The sequence below is a fragment of the Spirosoma fluviale genome, assembly GCF_900230225.1.
GTDB classification, from domain to species: Bacteria; Bacteroidota; Bacteroidia; order Cytophagales; family Spirosomataceae; genus Spirosoma; species Spirosoma fluviale.
Map to the genome: position 1 here is coordinate 58020 of NZ_OCNH01000008.1, position 19114 is coordinate 77133.

A 19114-nucleotide genomic window follows, 5' to 3' on the forward strand; every position below is an offset into this window, starting at 1 on the left:
CGATAAGTTGCTTAAAAGGTGAGGTTCAGACCGCCCAGCACTTGCAGCGGATTGGGTACGCGGCCGTGATCGACACCCAGGCCAATATCGCCCCGGCCCACGTCGAGCAGGTCAGGATCAGGCCCGGTGTACTTGGTAATGGTAAACAGATTCTGCGCCTGCACATACACCCGGCAGCGACTGATGTGCAATGACTTAATCAACGATTCGGGCAGAGTGTAACCCAACTGCGCCGTTTTTGCCCGGAAATACGACCCCGACTCCACGTAGTAGCTGTTGGGTACGCTGCTGGTGATGTTGTCGTTTACATCAAGCTTGGGCAGACTGGCGTTGGTGTTTTCAGGTGTCCAGCTATCATAGAGCATCTTACGCGACCGGTTGCCCGCGAATGCCCCGTTCATATCGGTCCACCATTTGGTATTGTTATAGATCTGGTTACCGTAGTTCCAGAAGAAGAATAGGTTCAAGTCGAAATTGCGGTACGAGGCATCGAGGTTATACCCCATCTGAAATTTTGGGTGCGGACTCCCGATAAACGCCCGGTCGTTGGCGTTGATGATGCCGTTGCCGTCGATGTCTTTGTAGCGCCACCGCCCCACCGACTGCCGGGCCGTAGCCTCGGTCGTTTTGTTTACACCGGCCTGCGTGGGTGCTGCCTGCACCTCGGCAACCGTATTAAAGAAGCCGTCGATCACGTACCCATAAAACTGCCCGATGGCCTCGCCTGACAGCGTGCGCGACACCTGCCCGTAACGAACGGTGTTGGTAAAGAAATCGACCCCAGGACTTACCACCCGGTTGCGGTAGGCCGAGAAATTCCCTGATACGCCATACTGAAGTTTGCCCGCCCGGCCCCGATAGGTCAGCATCAGGTCGACGCCGTTGTTTTCGGTGTTACCGATGTTGATGAAAGGTGCGCTAAAATCACCCTCTGTACCGGGGCGCGGAATCTGCACCAGCAGGTCCGACGTTTTCTTTTGATACACATCGACGTTGAGCACCAGCGCACTCCGAAACAGGGCCAGGTCGAGGCCGAGGTTGAGCGTGGCCGTTGATTCCCACTTGGAGCCGGAGTTACCTTTACGGTCGAGGTCATAGCCGGGCTGGGTGGTGGTGTTGCCGCTGGTGAGGTCATAAAACGAACGCTGCGGGTCCGAGCGATAGAACGTAAACTGGTTATTGGCATCGATCTGATCATTACCCACCACTCCGTAGCCCGCCCTGACTTTCAGGTCGGTAAGGAAGGAGAGCGAGCGCATGAATGGCTCCTGCGACAGCCGCCAGCCTACGCTCACCGACGGAAAATTACCGTAGCGCACGTCACGGGCAAACTTACTCGACCCGTCGCGACGCAGGGTAGCGTTGAGCAGGTATTTGTCGTCGTAAGCGTAGTCGACGCGTCCGAATATGGAGTAAAGCGACTCGACACTGATCTGGGAACTGTTGGACTGCCCCACGGTGTTGCCCCGGTCAAGTACCCGGAACGATTCGTCGGTGAAGGGGTAGTAGCCGACCCGGTCGCCCGATAATTGCTCAAATTTGTAATCGACGGCCTCGATGCCCGCCAACCCTTTCAGGCTGTGCCGTCCCATGGTTTTGTCGTAGCTAAGCGTGTTGGTGAACGTCCAGCGGTACTGGTAATTGCTGCGCAGGGCCAGACTGGTGTTGAAGCCGCCTTCCGAGTGTTCGGGGTTGATATCAGTGAACACGTTTCGGTAGCTGTTATTGTAGTCGATACCAAAATTGGTCCGAAAACGAAGGCCTTTCAGCACATCAACCTCGGCATACACGCTGCCCAGCAACCGGATATCGTTCTCGGCATTGTTGCGGTTGCGATACAATATTGCCACGGGGTTTTGCCCATTGCCCGTTCCCGGCGCTTTTGATCCGGCAAAATTGCCCGCAATGTCGTAAACCGGCACAATGGGCTGCATCCGGTAAGCCATCGACCAGGGAGCGGCTTCGTCGTTGTCGGTGCTGCCATTGCGTTTGCGAAACGAGCCGAACAGAGTCTCACCAAACCGGATGCGGCTGCCTAGTTTAAATTCCGAGTTTGCCCGCAGGCTGTACCGGTCAAACCGGGTATACTTCTGCAAACCGGCTTCGCTGTAGTAACCTAAACTCAGGCTATAGACCGATTTATCTGTGCCACCCGATGCGCTCAGGTTATGGCTTTGCACCGGGGCAGCCTGCGTCATCTCGCGAAACCAGTCGGTACCTGCTTTGTTGGCCCGCGCAATCTGGTAGAAACCGCTCTGGGTATAATTGTAGCGCGATGGATCAACAGCGGCATTGCCTTCAAACAGCCCCCCTGCGCTACCCGCCAGCACGTAATCAGGAATAACGGGCGACGTACCCCGGCCAAATTGAGTGGACGAGGGCGTAAGGCCCGCGCCTTGTTGCTGCTTCCAGATCAGGTCGCCCAGTTCGGGCGTGTTGAGCAGGTCTGGGTAGCGCGTAACCTGCGCTACGCCGTAAAAGCCGTCGTAACTGATGCGCGTGGTGTTGGCCTTACCCCGTTTAGTGGTGATGATAATAACGCCACCCGCACCCCGCGCCCCGTAAATAGCCGCCGACGAGGCATCTTTCAGGATAGTCATGCTTTCGATATCGTTGGGGTTCAGCGAGTTGGTGCTGCCGGTCTGCACTCCGTCGATGATAATGAGCGGGTTGTTGCTGCCAAACGAGCTAATGCCCCGAATGCGGATAAACCCCTCGCCACCGGGTTGGTTAGAGCCGGAAGCCACTACCCCGGCCACTCGCCCCTGAAGCATATTGCTCACATCGGCAGCGGGTTTGGTCAGCACCTGCTGAATATCGACGGTTGCTACCGAGCCGGTGAGGTCGGCCTTCTTCTGGGTGCCATAGCCCACCACAATCACTTCACTCAGGGCTTTTACATCGGCCTTCAGCGAAACCGTCAGACTGGTACGGTCGCCTACAGCAACTTCCTGAGGTTCGTAGCCAACGAAACTGAACACGAGTACGGCGGCTTTATCGGCCACCGCCAGTGAGAACGTACCCCTGGCATCGGTCACGGTGCCGCGCTGCGTACCTTTGATAGCCACCGTTACGCCAGGCAGGCCCTGCCCGGTTTCGTCGCTAACGGTGCCAGTGATGGTCTGATCAGCCACTTTATCCGTTTGGGTTACCGGTGGGAACATACCCAGGCGGGTCAGCATGGGTTGGGGCTGAGCGGGTTCCGGGCTGAGGGGAACGTCGGCAGGCAATACCTGTGACACGTCTTTTTTGCGCGACCGGGTTTCGGCCAGAATCAGGTACGTACCCATTTTTACCCGCCGAAAGCGCAGGTTCGTGGCCTGTAGCACCCGGTTTAGATTGCGCTCAACTGGCTGGCTGAAATCCAGATCCAGCGGCCCTACGGTGAGCTGATCCACCAGCCCGCCTTCAAACAAAATATCCACCCGGTAATGTTCTTTCAGCGACTGTAGTACATCGCGCAACCGACGGGCCTCGCCGGGTGCCGACACCGTTCGGGCGGGTAGCTGCCGCCCCGACGCGTAGGTTTGGGCCGGGCTGGGTGGGGCAATGGCCGTGAGCAACAGTAACAGCAGTGCCACCCTTACATTGGGTAAGGTTTTATTCATATTCCTATTGGTTTAAGGGTTAATTAATCGCGTTCAGTAAGCCGCACGGTATTGCCCTGCCGGGCTACGTCAAGATCAAAGAGTTCGGAGACGATCAGCAGCAGTTCGTCGGCACTGTCGGCACGAAACGTACCCACGAGCGTTCGCCGGGCCACTACCGGGTCGGGAATTTCCACACGCAGTCCGTACGTATCGGTCAGGAGCTGTCCAAATTCGGCCAGCGTCATGTTATCGAACGAAAAGCGGTGGTTGGCAAACGCCACAAATGCCTGTGGATCAACATGATGCTGCAAGCGGGGTTTCGCTGGCTGATCGAGTTTAATAAGGTCGCCGGGCCTAAGCATCAGTTGTTTCCGGGACGCACCTGCCGCGTAGTTGACCTGCACTTTGCCGGTACGGAGCATTACCCTGGCCCGGTGGGCAAAGGTCGATACGGTAAATTCTGTACCGTGAACCACCACGTCGAAGCCTCTGGTCGTCTGGACGACGAATCTCTGATTATCAAGCTGGTGCCTGACGGAGAAATAGGCTTCACCCGTTAGCCACACCTGCCGTAAGCCGCTGCCAAAACCAAACCGGGGCACCCGCAGAGCCGAGTTGGCATTGAGGGTCACGAAACTACCATCGACCAGTTGCACGGTACGGGTTTCGCCAAAAGCCGTTTGGTATGTCTGGTACCGAACAGCATCCCGATTGAACCAGCCAACCAGCAGCAACACGGCTACCGAAGCAGCCGCCAGCCATCCATACTGTATCTGAAAAGGACTGGAAACGGGGACATTTTCATCGGCGACTACCTGTTCATCAGACGCTTCCGGCAAACTAGTTTCCATGTGCTGGACAAACTGCCGGAGTGGGGTTTCTGCGTCGGGTTGGTACGACGGGTGCCGGTATTCCCATTCCACCAGCCAGGCATAAAACTGCTCCTGATTGTCGGGCACTTGCAGCCACTCCTCAATCAGCCGCTTTTGCAGGGGCGTTGTGGCGTTGGCGAAATACGCGAAGAGCAGATTTTTATCAACAACGTTCATGGCTTTGTGCGAGCGGGTTATCTAATTGACAAATAGGGAAGGAAAACTACGTAGTGGTCAATCAAAAAAAACCGGGGTAAGACTCTTGCCCAGGCCAATTATTACCGCCCAGAGGAGCCAGTGATCGCGCAGCCCGCTGCGAAGTACCGACAAAGCCTTAGCAATGTGTACCTCCACCGTTCTAACCGAAATCTGGAGTTCGGCGGCAATGTCTTTAGCGCGTCGTCCTTCAAATCGATTCAGGATGAACACTTTGCGGCATTGGGGTGGCAAACCATCTACGAGTACATCGACTTTGTGATGCAATTCCTCAAAGCGCATGATGGCCTCCGGTTCTTCCGTCGATACGGGCTGGTTGGCTACCGAATCGAGCGAATCGCTGTGTTTAAGTTCATGAGCAATATAGTTGTAAGCCCGGTTGCGGACCGACCGAAACAAATACCCTCGGAACGACTGCTGTACAGATAGATAAGCCCGCGTATTCCAGAACGTGTAGAACACATCGGCCACGAGATCTTCGGCTACATCTTTGGCATACACAAACCGAACCGCGTGTGTGCACAGGGGCTGGTAGTAGAGCCGAAACAGCAGTTCGCACCCCCGTTGCGGGTCGGCCTTAAACGCTTCGCGGACAAAAAATTCCGAATCAGCCACCAGTTCAGGGATGTGTTCAGTTCCTGCTGGCGGCACCAGGGCCGGGCCAACGGCTGGCTGCCCATCAGTAGGTAAACCGGAATAAACAACTTGCATCATAAAGAGCGGGCCAGCCGTGCTAAAGCAGTAGTACTATACCATCACGACAAAGGTTAGCCCGAAACTACGTAGTCTTCTTCTAAAAAAAATCTAACTTTTTAACCGAATAAATCAGGGTGTCACGCAGACCCTGTTTCTTCATTGTATAAACTGACGTGTGTGGCGCACTCATTTACCCACGAATTGCGCAGCAGCATCAACTTTCAGGCGCAAAAAAAGACCCCATTGCTGAGGTCTCTTTTGTGCAGGTCAATAGATTGGCTTACTTTAACTCGCCCACCATATCTTCGGGCTTCACCCATTCGTTACTTCCAGGTTGACAGGAGCATTATAATTCTGCATGAATTTAAAAATTTGGAGGGCGATCTCCCGAACTTCGGCAGCTACTTCGTTTTTTAAGTACTCTTCCGAATTAAGCGTCAGGGCTTTGATAGCTTCATAGAAAGGTCGGAAGATACGGTCATGGCCCTCATTTTTGAATATTTTTAACATCTCACGATCAAATCCGTACTGCACAGTTAACCCCATAGATCTGTAAAAATGGCCTTGATGTTCAGGCAAGTCACCATAAAGAGATATGGCTCGTTTCCAACATTCTGTAGCATAATCAAACTCCTTTTCTATTTCAGCAAAAGTCGCTTCATGTAAAAGTACTTCAACAGCCAGTGGTTTACGTTTCTTCAATTCATCAAAAATCAGTTTTGACTCGTTTATTAGTTTTAGTTTATCACGTAAGAGGTATATATAACTAATTTTTATGTTAAAATCGTCTAAAGCGCTTTCTATTGCATTCTCATATGCGATTCTCGCTTTATTATAATGATGAAGCTTATCCCGATATAGTTCTGCTAATCCTTCATTACACCAGTAGTTTTTGTCTTCAATTTGAAGCCCCTTTGAATATGCTTGTTCGGCCTCTTCCCATCTTCCTTCCGTTATGAATAAATTCCCCAATACCCAGAAAGCCATAGCATCTGATTTTTTCAAATTTGTGGCTTTTTTTATTACCTGTTCTGCTTCGCTAACTCGTCCTTGCTCTTGAAGAAACCAACCATATTTCACTCTAGGATAATAATCGGATTTGCTACTTTCTATAGCGTCTAGATAATATTTTTCTGCTAAAGTAATATCTCCAAAATGATCCTCTAATTCAGCCATTTGTAGAAGAACATCACTATTCTTTGAAAAAAAACTTAATGAGGTCAAAAAACAATGCTTTGCTTCTGAATAAGCTTTCTTCCTGAACATAAAGCCCCCTAAATCGGCCCAGCTTCCATAATAAGTTGGCCTTAATTTTATTACTTTTCTATAAGCTTCTTCCGCATCACCAAGATCAGGGCGAAAAGTCTCCCAAATATTCGCCAGGGATGACCACGCTGAATCATAAGCTGGATCAATATTTATCGCTTGCTTATATGCGTTTTCAGCAATTTCAAAATTCAAACCTGATTCATAAGCTAAATCTTCTAAAACCGATCCTAAACTATGCCATGCATGCTTATTTTTTGGGCTGGCTTCTATAGCTTTTTCATAAATAATTTTAGCTTCTTCTGGATTTTCCGTCAATACTCCTTGAATCCATAACCTTTTACTTTCATCAACATTATACTTTTCTATAATCTCATCACTTACTTCTTCCATATTCACCCCTACCAATTCCTCCAACTTTACTACATCGCCATCAACTAGTTGTAGCAAACGTTGATAAATTTTCTCTTTCAGTTGCTCCCCTGTCTGGTTGGGTAATGCCCGCGCTAAAGCCAAGCCATAAGCTAATTCATATTGTTTTTCTCGCTCATGCACATTGCGCATAAATACTTTCGCCTGTTGTACCAACTCCTGCCGACTAAACCAGGCTTGTAAAAACCGCGTGAGCCAGAGTAAATCCCGTCGTTGCCGCCGGGATGATCGGCGCATCAGGTACCAGACGTTAAAAAAGCGTTCACTGATTTCATAATAGGCAGCCTTTCGTTTGCCTAACTTACTTATCCATCCAGCTTTCGCCAGTCGATCCAGTTGTACCGATACCTGGTTATTTTCCAGCGATGTCCGCTCACGTATTGTCTCTAACTTACAGGGATCCCAATTAAGCGCTACAGAATCGACAACAACCTGCGCTTGTGGAGAAAGTTCTTCAAAACGTGATTTATAGAGCGGTGTCATTTGGTCAATCAGGGCCTCAAGGTCCTGAAAAATGTCTGCCGAAAAGCCTTGGGCCACCAGCGAGAACAAGATGACAACCGTCCGTACATTTCCCCCGGTGAGCGCATGCAGCGTTTCAAGCCGAGGCATATTTTCGGCATTGAGCTGGGATAATAGAATTGTCTGGTTTGTAATTTCGCCCAGATGGCGGAGCATCGTTAGCGTTTGCTGAAAATCTAATTTGTAGAGAAAGTGGACGGCAAAAGCATCATAAAATGGCGCGTCATATTGTAAGTCTTTATCGAACGCTTCAGGGCTAGCTCCTATGAAAATAGGGGCACCTGGCTCTGTAATCAGTTTTCGTAGTTTTGACTGCTCTACCTCGCCTAAGCGATCAAAAATCAAGTTTAAGTTATCCAGTAAAAACACAGGCCTTCGCCCCAATGACTTCGTTGTATCACGCAATAATTCGTAGGCTTTCTGACTCAATTCCTGCTCATTCCGAATGCTGCTAAGTGTGGCAATCTGCTGATCCAGGTGAAAGGCCATTTTTTCATCACCTTCTGTCTGTAACGTATCAGCTAACGCATCCAGGCAATTGAGCCAGAATTTCGATAGCCGGTCAATATTATATTGCTCTTCAGGGAATGTAAATGGTACAAATTTTTTGTTGAGAGGCTGTTTGCGCAATTCGACATCCAATCGTTTCAACAACGTTGTTTTCCCCATTCCCCGTTGCCCAATTATAAGGTGATGCTGTGGAATACTAGCCGCTTTTTCGGACTTGATCGAATCCAAAAGTGTATGAAAAACATCCTGCCGCATGATAAAGAGACGCTCGATCTCATCATCACGCAATCGTTGCGGCATAAATACGCTAATGCGTTGCAATTGAAGCGGTTCGGAATTTTTCATTGAAGTCGAGTAGTAAACCAATAGGTACGTAGTAGTGGAGAACGAAATGCATAGGTACCTTCCTGAGAAAGAAGATAACCGTCGCGCTCCAGCATTTTAAGAAGCTGTGTGGCTTTATCTTTAATATTTTCGGGAGCAACCCGCAACGCTCCTAAATGCTGTTCTAATAAAGACCGCTTCCTGCCTTTTTGCTGTCGGGAAAGCAAGTCTAGAATTCCTTTGGCTAACCGGGCATCTTCGTCGGTAAGTTGCTCATCCAATCGTTCCATCCAAGTACCCAAGTTTGAATGAACAGCCGCTTTCGAGAAAGCTGGTGCTACGTCCTCAACCGTCACTACGCTACTGAGCCCTTGGATTCGATGGGCAGACTTTAGCTTTGAGAATAGTAATTGTAGGTAGTAGGGTAACGGCCATCCCGTTAAAGTAACGATTTCCTGACGGACAGCGGGTGACAATGGTAGACTATTATCCTGCCCTAATCGCTCTAAAAATTGATCAGCAACTTTAGGGGTGAATGCGCCTAATGGAAAGCCATACAAGTCATTGATGGTTTTTACAACACCCATACGTTCAGTGAACGAATCCAGACCGATTGACCCGCAAAACACCCACCGAATGCGCAGGCCAGGTAATTGACGGAATGAACGTAACCAGTGTAAAAACGATTCGGCTCGTTGTTTGCCATTTTCAGCTTTGGCAATGCGGTTTAACAAAATTGGGAGTTCGTCGATAACAATTAGTCCATCCTCCATTGTACGTAGAAGATCTAGGAGTTGAGTTTTAAGGTCTGCCGTTTTTGCCTGATTCCATTTCACCGTCATACTCCCCACGTCATCTGCTTTGACTTCAAGTTCAAGCGACTGCAATAAGCTACTCAAGGTTTTAAACGTGTTATCTTTCGTTTTCTCAAACCAGTTTTTCTGTTCTTTCAACCCTTCAACGAATAGGCGCACAAACCCAATTTCGTTTTCTTCTCCTTCTACATTTATAAACAACGCTTTCCAATTTGCCCCTTGAGCATCTCTTACTAATCGTCTGACTAATGATGTTTTTCCAACCCGACGAGGTGCTGATATTAGCAAATGATTACCATTCTGCAATAAATCCCAAGCTTCGGCTAATTCAGCCTTTCTATCAAAAAAATCGTCTCCTTCGACTGGTGACCCAACTTTGTTTGTCATTGTCATTTCATTAGTTTTGCCAACAAAAATAAATACAGTTTTGTATATATACAAAACTGTATAAATAAAAAAGACCCCATAGCTGAGGTCTTTTTCGTGCAGGTCAATAGACTGGCTTACTTTAACTCGCCAACCATATCTTCGGGCTTCACCCATTCGTTGAACTCCTCTTCGGTCAGGTAACCGAGTTGTAACGCCGTTTCTTTCAGCGTAGAGCCGTTTTTATGGGCGGTCTGCGCAATCTCGGCGGCTTTGTAGTAGCCGATTTTTGTGTTCAGAGCGGTAACCAGCATCAGCGACGAATCGACGTGCTTCTTGATGTTGGCCGCAATGGGTTCGATACCTTCCGCACACTTGTCGTTGAACGACACACACACATCGCCGATGAGACGAGCCGAATGCAGGAAGTTGAAGATCATGACCGGCTTGAACACGTTCAGTTCGAAATGACCGCTCATACCGCCGATATTGATTGCTACGTCGTTGCCCATCACCTGAGCCGCCACCATAGTCATCGCTTCACACTGGGTTGGGTTTACTTTACCCGGCATGATGGACGAACCAGGCTCGTTGTCGGGGATGTGCAGTTCGCCAATACCCGCCCGCGGACCACTCGACAGCATCCGGATATCGTTACCGATTTTCATCAGGCTGGCCGCTACTGTTTTCAGCGCACCGTGCGCTTCGACAATGGCATCGTGAGCCGCCAGAGCCTCAAACTTGTTTTCGGCGGTAATAAAGGGCAGGCCCGTAACAGTGGCAATGTGTTTCGCTACATTTTCGGAATAGTTGGGGGGCGTGTTGATGCCCGTTCCTACGGCCGTTCCACCCAGCGCCAGTTCGCTCAGGTGCGCCAGCGAGTTGTTGATGGCCCGCAAACCGTGGTCGAGCTGCGATACATAACCCGAAAACTCCTGCCCCACCGTCAACGGCGTGGCGTCCATGAAGTGCGTCCGGCCAATTTTCACGACGTTCATGAACTGCTTCGACTTGGCTGCCAGCGTATCGCGCAGTTTGGTGATACCCGGAATCGTTACGTCGAGCAGAATTTTATAGGCGGCAATGTGCATGGCCGTCGGGAACGTATCGTTCGACGACTGCGACTTATTGACATCATCATTCGGATGCAGAAATTTCTTTTCGTCGCTCAACTGACCGCCCTGTAATACGTGCCCGCGGTAGGCGATCACTTCATTGACGTTCATGTTCGACTGCGTACCCGAACCTGTTTGCCAGACTACCAGCGGGAACTGATCGTCCAGCTTGCCGTCCAGAATTTCGTCGCAGGCCTGACCAATGAGGTCACTTTTTTCTTTCGATAATACGCCCGCATCCAGGTTGGTTAAGGCAGCCGCTTTTTTGAGGTACGCAAAGGCCCGGATTATCTCGCGGGGCATTTTATTGATGTCCTGAGCAATTTTAAAATTCTCGATGGAGCGTTGGGTCTGAGCGCCCCAATAAACATTGGCCGGTACCTGTACCTGGCCCATCGTGTCTTTCTCGATGCGGTATTCCATGAATAGACGAAAGGATATAAGTAGTTAGACAAAAGCTGTCTGCTAATTCAGCGGCAAAGGTAGGGCGCAACGACACAGATAAACTTGAACCCTGTCAAAAAAAACCTTCTAATAAAAAAACAATTATTGACATGGGTTACTTTTCTACTTACTCTGTATTAATAGTATTGAAATAAACTAACAACCTCAATTTCAAACTCAACATGGCAAAATCTGCATTTTTCATCCTCTCGATGATGGCACTGGCAACGGCTTGTTCCAGCACAAAAACGGAATCAACGACAGCGGTATCGGATTCTACATCGACAATGATGAGCGACACGACATCGACAATGTCAAGTTCGTCGACCACTGGTGACTCAACATCGACGATGACGAACGACACGACGAAAAGAGATTCGATTAAGTAAGTTATTGAGTTATTCGTTACCAGTATTCAGCGTTGGAAATTAACGAATAATAGACCGGCATAAAAAAGACCTTCATTCCTGAAGGTCTTTTTTATGGTGTATGAGGTAACAAAAAGTATTACTTTTTCAGAAGGGCAGCCGCCTTTTCATCGACAAGCCAGACGAGTTCACCAGCCACCGGCTTGATTACCTGCGACGGGTATTTATCCGGGTTGTATTCACCTTCGAGCACTTCTTTCAACGGTTCTGCTTTTTTTGGTCCGGCCACCAGAAACGCAATGCAGGCAGCCCGGTTGGTGATAGGGGCCGTGAGCGTCAGGCGAAACATATTTTGCTGCGTCAGAAAAAAGGCTTTGGTCCAGGCCGTTTCTTCATGAACAACCTCGGTGCCGGGGAATAGCGAAAGCGTGTGTCCATCGTCGCCCATGCCAAGCAGCACGAGGTCGAACGAAGAGCCGCTGTCGCCAAAATACGCGTGCAGAACCCGGTCGTAGTCGGCTGCAGCGGCATCGGGTTCGAGGTCGGTACGCCAGACGTGGATTTGGTCTTCCGGGGTGTAAACATGCCCCAGCAAGGTATCGTACGCCATACCGGCATTGTTCTGCTCATCGTCGATGGGCACGTAGCGTTCATCACCCCAAAAAACGTGCAATTGCAGCCACGGAATCTGGTCCACATAAGGTGCCTTCGCCAGCAGCTCATGCAGGGCTTTCGGCGTACTTCCTCCCGACAACGCAATCGTGAATCGATCCTGTTTTTTCAGGGTGTCTTTGATGCGTTTGACGATAAAATCAGCCGCAGCCTTCGCCAGATCGGCCGGATTTTTCTTGATAATCAGTTGCATATGCTATTTTAATAGTCATATCCTATCTTTAAGATAAGGCATGACTAGTTAAACAAAATCCTCACGCATGGGGGTAAACACATCGACCAGCACGCCCGCTTCTTCGCATACGGCGCCATGCCATACATTCGGTGGAATATAATAAGCATCCCCCGCTCGAACAACCCGGACTTCGTCGCCAATCGTGATGGTAAACGCCCCACTGGCTACGTAACTCATCTGGGTATGGAAATGACTATGAGCCGCGCCAATACCGCCCGTTTCAAACGCCACTTTGACCATCATCAGATTGTCATCGTAGGTCATGATTTTACGTTTTACACCGTCGGCTACCGGCTCCCAGGGCAGGTTGTTATCATCGACGAACAGGGCAGCGAGTTGGTTGGTCATGTTTTTTGGTTATTTCATCAGCCAAGAGAAACCGTCTTTCTCAACGAGTTGCGTAGCGGCCTCAGGGCCCCACGAGCCGGGTTCGTAATTTGGAAATTCTGGTGTTTCGGCTTCCCACGCTTCCAGAATGGGCGTTACGACTTTCCAGGCGGCTTCGACCTGATCGGCGCGCATGAACAGCGTCGCATCGCCGGTCATGACGTCCAGCAGCAGCGTTTCGTAGGCTTCCGGCTCCTGTCCTTCGTAGGCATCCTTGTAGCTGAACACCATCTCGACGGGGTCGATGGCGAGCGTTTGACCGGGCCGTTTGGCCTGAAACCGCAACCGAATATCCATACCGGGTTGAATGCCGATGGTCAGGCGGTTGGACTGCCAGCCGTTCGTTGCTTCCTCGGGGAAGGCGTAATACGGAGCAGGTTTGAACTGAATCGTAATAACGGTGGCCTTTTCGGGCAATGACTTGCCGGTACGCAGGTAAAACGGAACATCTTCCCAACGCCAGTTATCGACAAACAGCTTCACGGCGGCAAAGGTCTCCGTTTTGGAATCCGGCTTTACGCCTTCTTCTTCGCGATAACCCGGAATCGCTTTACCATCCTTCTGGCCGGGGCCGTACTGCCCCCGAATGGCTACGTCGTTCACCTGCTCGGGCTTTATCCGGCGAATGGCGTTCAGTACATCGACGGTTTTGTTGCGCACTTCATTGGCATCAAAAGAAATAGGCGCTTCGGTAGCCACCATGCACAGCACCTGAAGCAGGTGGTTCTGGATCATATCGCGCAGTGCGCCCGACCCTTCGTAGTAGCCGCCCCTTCCTTCCAGACCAACGGTTTCGGAAGCGGTTATCTGTATATAGGCAACATACCGGCGATTCCAGATGGGCTCGAACAGGGAATTGGCAAAACGAAGGGCCAGAATATTCTGCACAGTTTCTTTTCCAAGATAGTGGTCGATGCGGTAAATCTGTTCTTCGGCAAACAGGCCGCCCAACAGACCGTTCAGTTCCTGCGCCGTTTTGAGGTCGTGACCAAACGGTTTCTCGACCACAATTCGAACCCTGGATTTTTCACCGCAAAGAGGCAGTTTGCCGAGGTTAGTGGCAATGCCCGGCACCAGTTGGGGCGCTACGGCGAGGTAGAAAACGATGTTGGCCTGTACGCCCCATTCCTCCTCTGTCGCCGACACATAATTACTCAGTTTCGTATAGGCTCCGGCATCACCTGCGTCCATTTGCAGATACGTGATCGTCTTGGAAAACGATGCCCAAATATCGTCAGGGCCATTTTTACGGCGCGAAAACGATTGAACCCCTTCGAGTAACCGCTCCCGAAACGACTCATCCGTATAGTCACTTCGTCCTAACCCAACCACCGTAAAACGGTCGGACAGGTAATTATCAAGGTATAGATTGTAGAGCGCCGGAGTCAGTTTGCGAAGGTTCAAATCACCGCTTCCCCCAAAGATAAACAGGATGGTAGCCGGTGGACGCTGATTGGTAGCTGGAATCATAGTCGGTTGTCTTGACGGGCTGCAAATTACCGCCAGTCTGTTTTTGGAACAAGTTTAGTCCGTTAAGGTTTCATCTTGGCGCAGTATTCTGCTACTTTTGGCCCTTGTTTTCATCCTTTCGTTTATCATGAAAATTGCCATAGGCTCCGACCACGCTGGTTTCCGTTATAAAGAAGCCATCCGACAATATCTCACCAACCTCGGTCATGAGGTTATTGACAAAGGCACGTATGCCGAAACACCCTCTGTCGATTACCCTGTTTATATCCGCCCAGTGGCCGAAGCTGTAGCCGCCGGCGATGTTGACCGGGGCATTGTGCTGGGTGGTTCCGGCAACGGAGAAGCCATCATGGCGAACCGGATTAAAGGGGTTCGCTGCGGTTTGTGCTGGAATGAAGAGTCGGCCCGCCTGTGCCGCCAGCATAACGACGCCAACGTAATGTCGATCGGTGAGCGCATGATGAGCGAAGAAACGGCCCTCCGTTTAGTGCAGATCTGGCTCGACACACCCTTTGAAGGCGGTCGCCACCAAGCCCGTATTGACCAACTGGATCAATAACCTACTTGTGGTTATTTAGTTATTGGTTATGAGGTTATTAGTTATAAAGTTATTGGTTAATCGTTATTCCGGTATAAAGGCTGAACCCAATTCAGGCATTTTTACCAAATAACTCATTGACTACTAACCAATAAATAATAACCAATAACTAAATAACCACTCCTAATGTCGATTCTCTGGACGTACCTTAAACCGTATCGCTGGCTGGCCATACTCGCGCTGGTACTGGCGGGTATCGCCCAGATTTTAGCCCTTGTCGACCCCATTATCTTCGGGAAACTGATCGACGAATACGCCACCAATCCGGGCAAAAAAACGGATTCAGAAAAAATAAACGGCGTTTTATGGCTGCTGGCTATCGCCGTTGGTGTGGCCGTCCTGTCGAATATCACCAAAGCCTTTCAGGAGTATTTCACCCGTCTGGTTGTTCAGAAATTTGGCACCGATATTTTCAACGACGGCCTTAAACAAACCCTTCGGTTATCCTATCAGGAGTTTGGCGACCAAAGCAGCGGTGCCACCCTGTCCATTCTGCAAAAAGTCCGCACCGACACCGAGAAGTTCATCAACTCCTTCGTCAATGTTCTGTTTTCCTCGCTTGTAGGTATTGGTTTTCTGATCTGGTATGCCGTAACGAAACACTGGGCGCTCGTGCCGGTCTTTTTAACCGGCGTGTTGCTGCTGGGCGGGCTGACGGGTACGTTGAGCACCCAGATCAAAACGACGCAACGCTCCATAAACCGGGAAACGGCCCTGCTGTCGGGCGTTATTACCGAATCGCTACGCAACATCGAACTCATCAAAAGCCTGGGACTCACATTCCCCGAAATCCGGCGACTCAAGGTACAAACCGGCCGTATTTTCGACCTCGAAATGTTCAAGGTAAAGCGGGTACGGCTCCTCTCCTTCTGGCAAAGTACCACGCTGAACATTCTTAAACAGTCTGTTCTGTTTACGTTGCTCTGGCTTATTTTCCGAAATATTCTAAGCACCGGCGAACTGATTTCCATGCAGTTCATTTCAGTGGCGATCTTCACTCCTTTACAGGATTTGGGCAACATCATCCTGGCTTACCGGGAAGCCGAAGCCGGACTGCATAGTTTCGGCAAGCTGATGGAAAAATCCATTGAACGAAATCCGGAATCGCCGGTGGTAGTGGGGCCGTTGGAGCGCCTACGTTTCGAAGAGGTAATTTTCCGACATAAAGGTGCCGGTCAGAACGCCATTGATGGGGTTTCTTTTCAGGCCGGGCTGGGCGACACCATTGCCTTTGTTGGCCCGTCGGGATCCGGGAAATCGACGATGGTGAAATTGCTGGTCGGGCTTTACCGGCCTGTCGATGGGGAAATATATTACAATGACATTTCAACCAAAGATATTCGGTTTAACCCGATGCGCCGTCAGATTGGCTTCGTTACGCAGGATACGCACCTCTTTGCGGGCACCATCCGTGAAAACCTACTGTTCGTAAAACCCGACGCCACGGAAGCCGAAATGCTCGACGCCCTTGATAAAGCCGCCTGCGACCACCTGTTGGCCCGCTCCGAAAACGGCTTGGACACCCAAATTGGTGAAGGAGGGCTGAAAATGTCGGGGGGAGAGAAACAACGGCTTTCCATTGCCCGCGCCCTGGTCAGGCATCCACGGCTGTTGATTTTTGATGAAGCAACGTCGGCCCTGGATTCACTTACCGAAGAAGAAATTACGGATACCGTTCGGTCTGTATCGGCCCTGAACGAGCAGATCACCATCCTGATCGCCCACCGACTTTCTACCATCCTTCATGCCAACACTATATTTGTGCTGGAGAAAGGTAAAATTGTCGAAACGGGTACTCATGATGCACTGGTTGCCCAAAAGGGCCTATATTACGCCATGTGGCGGCAGCAGATCGGTGAACGTAAAACGGGTTTGCAGCCCCTTGACGCCTGATTGCTCCGTGCATTTCTCAGGAAAGGCCATTCATGTATGAACAAGCGTAGTCGGCAAGTCGGATATTTTCTGTCGAGCCAGTATTTTTCGGATGGTCTGCGGATCACGCTGTCGATCCTGTTGCCGTCCCTTTTGCTCTCGCAGTTCGGGCAGTTACAGGCGGGTATGGCTATGTCATTGGGAGCGCTGAACGTGAGCCTGAGCGATGCTCCCGGCCCGGTCATGCACCGGCGCAACGGCATGGCTATTAGTGCTGTCATTAGTTTCTTTGTAACGTTTATTACAGGCTTCGCCCGGATGAACGAGTACACCCTGGGCGTTGAAATTCTGCTGTTCGGGTTCTTTTTTTCCATGTTTGCCATCTACGGAAGCCGGGCCACATCGGTAGGTACGGCGGCTTTGCTGATCATGATTCTGATGATCGACCGGCCCATGGATGCCCGTGGTGTTATTCACGAAAGTGCGCTGGTGCTGTCGGGAAGCGTGTGGTATAGCCTGGTTAGTTTGCTGGCTTCCCGGCTGCAACCCTACCGGCTGGCTCAACAGGCACTGGGCCAGTGTATCCACGAAATGGCAAAACTCATGGCCATAAAAGCTGATTTTTATGACCCCTCAACGGCACTGGATGACAATTACCGTCGGCTGATTGCGCAGCAGGTCGATGTGAATGAAAAGCAGGATGCCGTACGGGAGGTCTTGTTCAAAAGTCGGCGAATTGTGACCGAGACAACGCGTACGGGCCGTTTGCTGCTGCTCACCTTTGTGGATGTGGTCGATTTGTATGAGCAGATCATTGCCATGTATTATGACTACTCCGACATTCGGGAGCGGTTCGGCAACTCGGGCGTGCTGGAACACATTTCCCGGTCTATACGACGGCTCTCCGTCGAGCTGGACCATATCGGGCTGGCCATTCAGTTACCCGTTCCGTTCCACAAACCAGTCGATATTACCCCCCGGCTGGATAAATTAAAGCGCAGTATAGACGCACTCGGCGATGAAGGCGGCAGTACGCTGGTGCTCAAAAAAGTGCTGGTCAGCTTACGTACCATCAGCCAGCGGGTAACGGCCCTTCAAAAAAATCTGGCTTCGCCAACCGCTAATCCGATCAATAACGAGGAGATGGAATACGGGCGTTTCGTTACGCATCAGGAAATCGACCTGAAATCTTATCTCGACAATCTGAGCCTCAACTCATCGGTATTCCGGCATTCGGTGCGGGTAGCGGTGGCCATGCTGCTCGGGTACGTCATCACCAAACTCCTTCCCTACGGCCATCATAGCTATTGGGTGTTACTCACGATTTCGGTGATTCTGAAACCGGCCTTCAGCCTGACCAAGCAGCGCAACATCGAACGCATCAGCGGTACGCTGGCCGGGGGTATTCTTGGCGTACTGATTCTAACCTTCATCCCGAACCGGGAGGTTCAATTTGGGTTCATGGTGCTGTTTATGCTCGGCACCTACAGCGCGCAACGCATCAATTACATTGTAATGGTTATTTGCGTGACTCCGTTCGTCCTGTTGCTGTTTAGCTTTTTGGGGGTCAGCTATTTAGGGGTAGCCGAGGAGCGTTTTTTCGATACACTGCTGGGGGGTATCATAGCGCTGGTAACGGGCTATCTCGTTTTTCCGCAGTGGGAATCCGATCAGTTAGCCAAACCGATGAAGGCCATTTTACAGGCCAATATCCGCTACCTGCAATTGCTATTCGACAGCCTGTCCGGTCAGAATATCAGTCTGGTCGATTATAAGCTGGCCCGTAAGGAAGTGTATGTCACGTCGGCCAATTTATCGGCGGCTTTCGATCGAATGCTCTCGGAGCCCAAACACAAACAACGGAACGAAAAGCTCATTTATGAATTCGTGGTGCTGAACCACATTCTGTCAGCTAATGTCGCCACAATTACATCTGCCCAATTTACGACCGACTACAAAGTTTTTCCGGCCCCATTCCTGCGCCCGATTAAGCGGGCTTTATTTGCCCTCAACGAAAGCCTGCGCCAGTTAGGCATATCCGTAGAAAGTCCGGTTCAGGAATCTACGGGTACGAGCCCGGCGGTTCCTGACTCTGCCCCGGCAGATCCATTGCTGGGCGAGCAGTTAGCTTTTATTCAGCAGGTAAGCAGTGACATTGGCAAACTAGTTGATCGATTGGCGTAAAGCCTTAGCCTTGTCACTTAACGAAGTACTCCTTTGGTACGCCGTAAAATAATAAACCCCGATAGCGAGCTACCGGGGTTTCAATGTCGAAGTTATCAGGTAAACCCCGAACGAGTCTGAATAATTCCAGCTTTGAAAAATTGTCAGATAGTTTTTCAGT

At 50.4% G+C, this 19114-nt stretch carries 13 protein-coding genes; 3 read left to right on the plus strand and 10 right to left on the minus strand.

Features of this window, described 5'->3' with window-relative positions; translation table 11 throughout:
- Nucleotides 1-11: 11 nt before the first annotated feature.
- The 10 genes from CRO74_RS28525 to zwf all read right to left on the minus strand — a co-directional run bounded on the left by CRO74_RS28525 (nucleotide 12) and on the right by zwf (nucleotide 14300).
- Entirely contained in the window at nucleotides 12-3608 is a 3597-nt protein-coding gene (locus CRO74_RS28525) for a SusC/RagA family TonB-linked outer membrane protein (RefSeq protein ID WP_097131242.1), read from the minus strand.
- Between the two features lie 23 nt (nucleotides 3609-3631).
- Nucleotides 3632-4639, minus strand: coding sequence for a FecR family protein (locus CRO74_RS28530; protein ID WP_097131244.1), 1008 nt, complete (start codon nucleotides 4637-4639; stop codon nucleotides 3632-3634).
- A gap of 57 nt (nucleotides 4640-4696) precedes the next feature.
- On the minus strand, nucleotides 4697-5392 hold the full coding sequence (locus CRO74_RS28535; protein WP_245878011.1) for an RNA polymerase sigma-70 factor: 696 nt from the start codon (nucleotides 5390-5392) through the stop codon (nucleotides 4697-4699).
- 294 nt (nucleotides 5393-5686) lie between these two features.
- Nucleotides 5687-8449 (minus strand): ATP-binding protein, encoded by a 2763-nt coding sequence (locus CRO74_RS28540; RefSeq protein WP_097131246.1) that lies wholly within the window; start codon nucleotides 8447-8449, stop codon nucleotides 5687-5689.
- A complete protein-coding gene (locus tag CRO74_RS28545) occupies nucleotides 8446-9786 on the minus strand; it encodes an ATP-binding protein (protein WP_097131248.1) in 1341 nt (446 codons plus the stop codon). The genes CRO74_RS28540 and CRO74_RS28545 overlap by 4 nt, the downstream gene beginning before the upstream one ends.
- A complete protein-coding gene (gene fumC, locus CRO74_RS28550) occupies nucleotides 9747-11147 on the minus strand; it encodes a class II fumarate hydratase (RefSeq protein ID WP_097131250.1) in 1401 nt (466 codons plus the stop codon). The genes CRO74_RS28545 and fumC overlap by 40 nt, the downstream gene beginning before the upstream one ends.
- 148 nt (nucleotides 11148-11295) lie before the next feature.
- Nucleotides 11296-11532 (minus strand): hypothetical protein, encoded by a 237-nt coding sequence (locus tag CRO74_RS28555; protein ID WP_245878012.1) that lies wholly within the window; start codon nucleotides 11530-11532, stop codon nucleotides 11296-11298.
- Between the two features lie 143 nt (nucleotides 11533-11675).
- A complete protein-coding gene (gene pgl / locus CRO74_RS28560; RefSeq protein WP_097131253.1) occupies nucleotides 11676-12401 on the minus strand; it encodes a 6-phosphogluconolactonase in 726 nt (241 codons plus the stop codon).
- A gap of 48 nt (nucleotides 12402-12449) precedes the next feature.
- Nucleotides 12450-12791: a cupin domain-containing protein gene (locus CRO74_RS28565; RefSeq protein WP_097131255.1), complete on the minus strand. Its 342-nt coding sequence runs from the start codon at nucleotides 12789-12791 to the stop codon at nucleotides 12450-12452.
- 9 nt (nucleotides 12792-12800) lie between these two features.
- Complete coding sequence (gene zwf, locus CRO74_RS28570; RefSeq protein ID WP_097131257.1) at nucleotides 12801-14300, minus strand: glucose-6-phosphate dehydrogenase; 1500 nt, start codon at nucleotides 14298-14300, stop codon at nucleotides 12801-12803.
- A gap of 127 nt (nucleotides 14301-14427) precedes the next feature.
- On the opposite strand from zwf, the gene rpiB reads away from it, so the two are divergent.
- From rpiB to CRO74_RS28585, 3 genes are all read left to right on the plus strand, one after another.
- Nucleotides 14428-14859: a ribose 5-phosphate isomerase B gene (gene rpiB / locus CRO74_RS28575; RefSeq protein ID WP_097131568.1), complete on the plus strand. Its 432-nt coding sequence runs from the start codon at nucleotides 14428-14430 to the stop codon at nucleotides 14857-14859.
- A 165-nt stretch (nucleotides 14860-15024) separates the two neighbouring features.
- A complete protein-coding gene (locus CRO74_RS28580) occupies nucleotides 15025-16791 on the plus strand; it encodes an ABC transporter ATP-binding protein (protein WP_097131259.1) in 1767 nt (588 codons plus the stop codon).
- A 36-nt stretch (nucleotides 16792-16827) separates the two neighbouring features.
- Nucleotides 16828-18954 carry an FUSC family protein gene (locus tag CRO74_RS28585; RefSeq protein WP_097131260.1) on the plus strand — a complete coding sequence of 709 codons (2127 nt, stop codon included), beginning with the start codon at nucleotides 16828-16830 and terminating at the stop codon, nucleotides 18952-18954.
- Nucleotides 18955-19114: the final 160 nt, after the last annotated feature.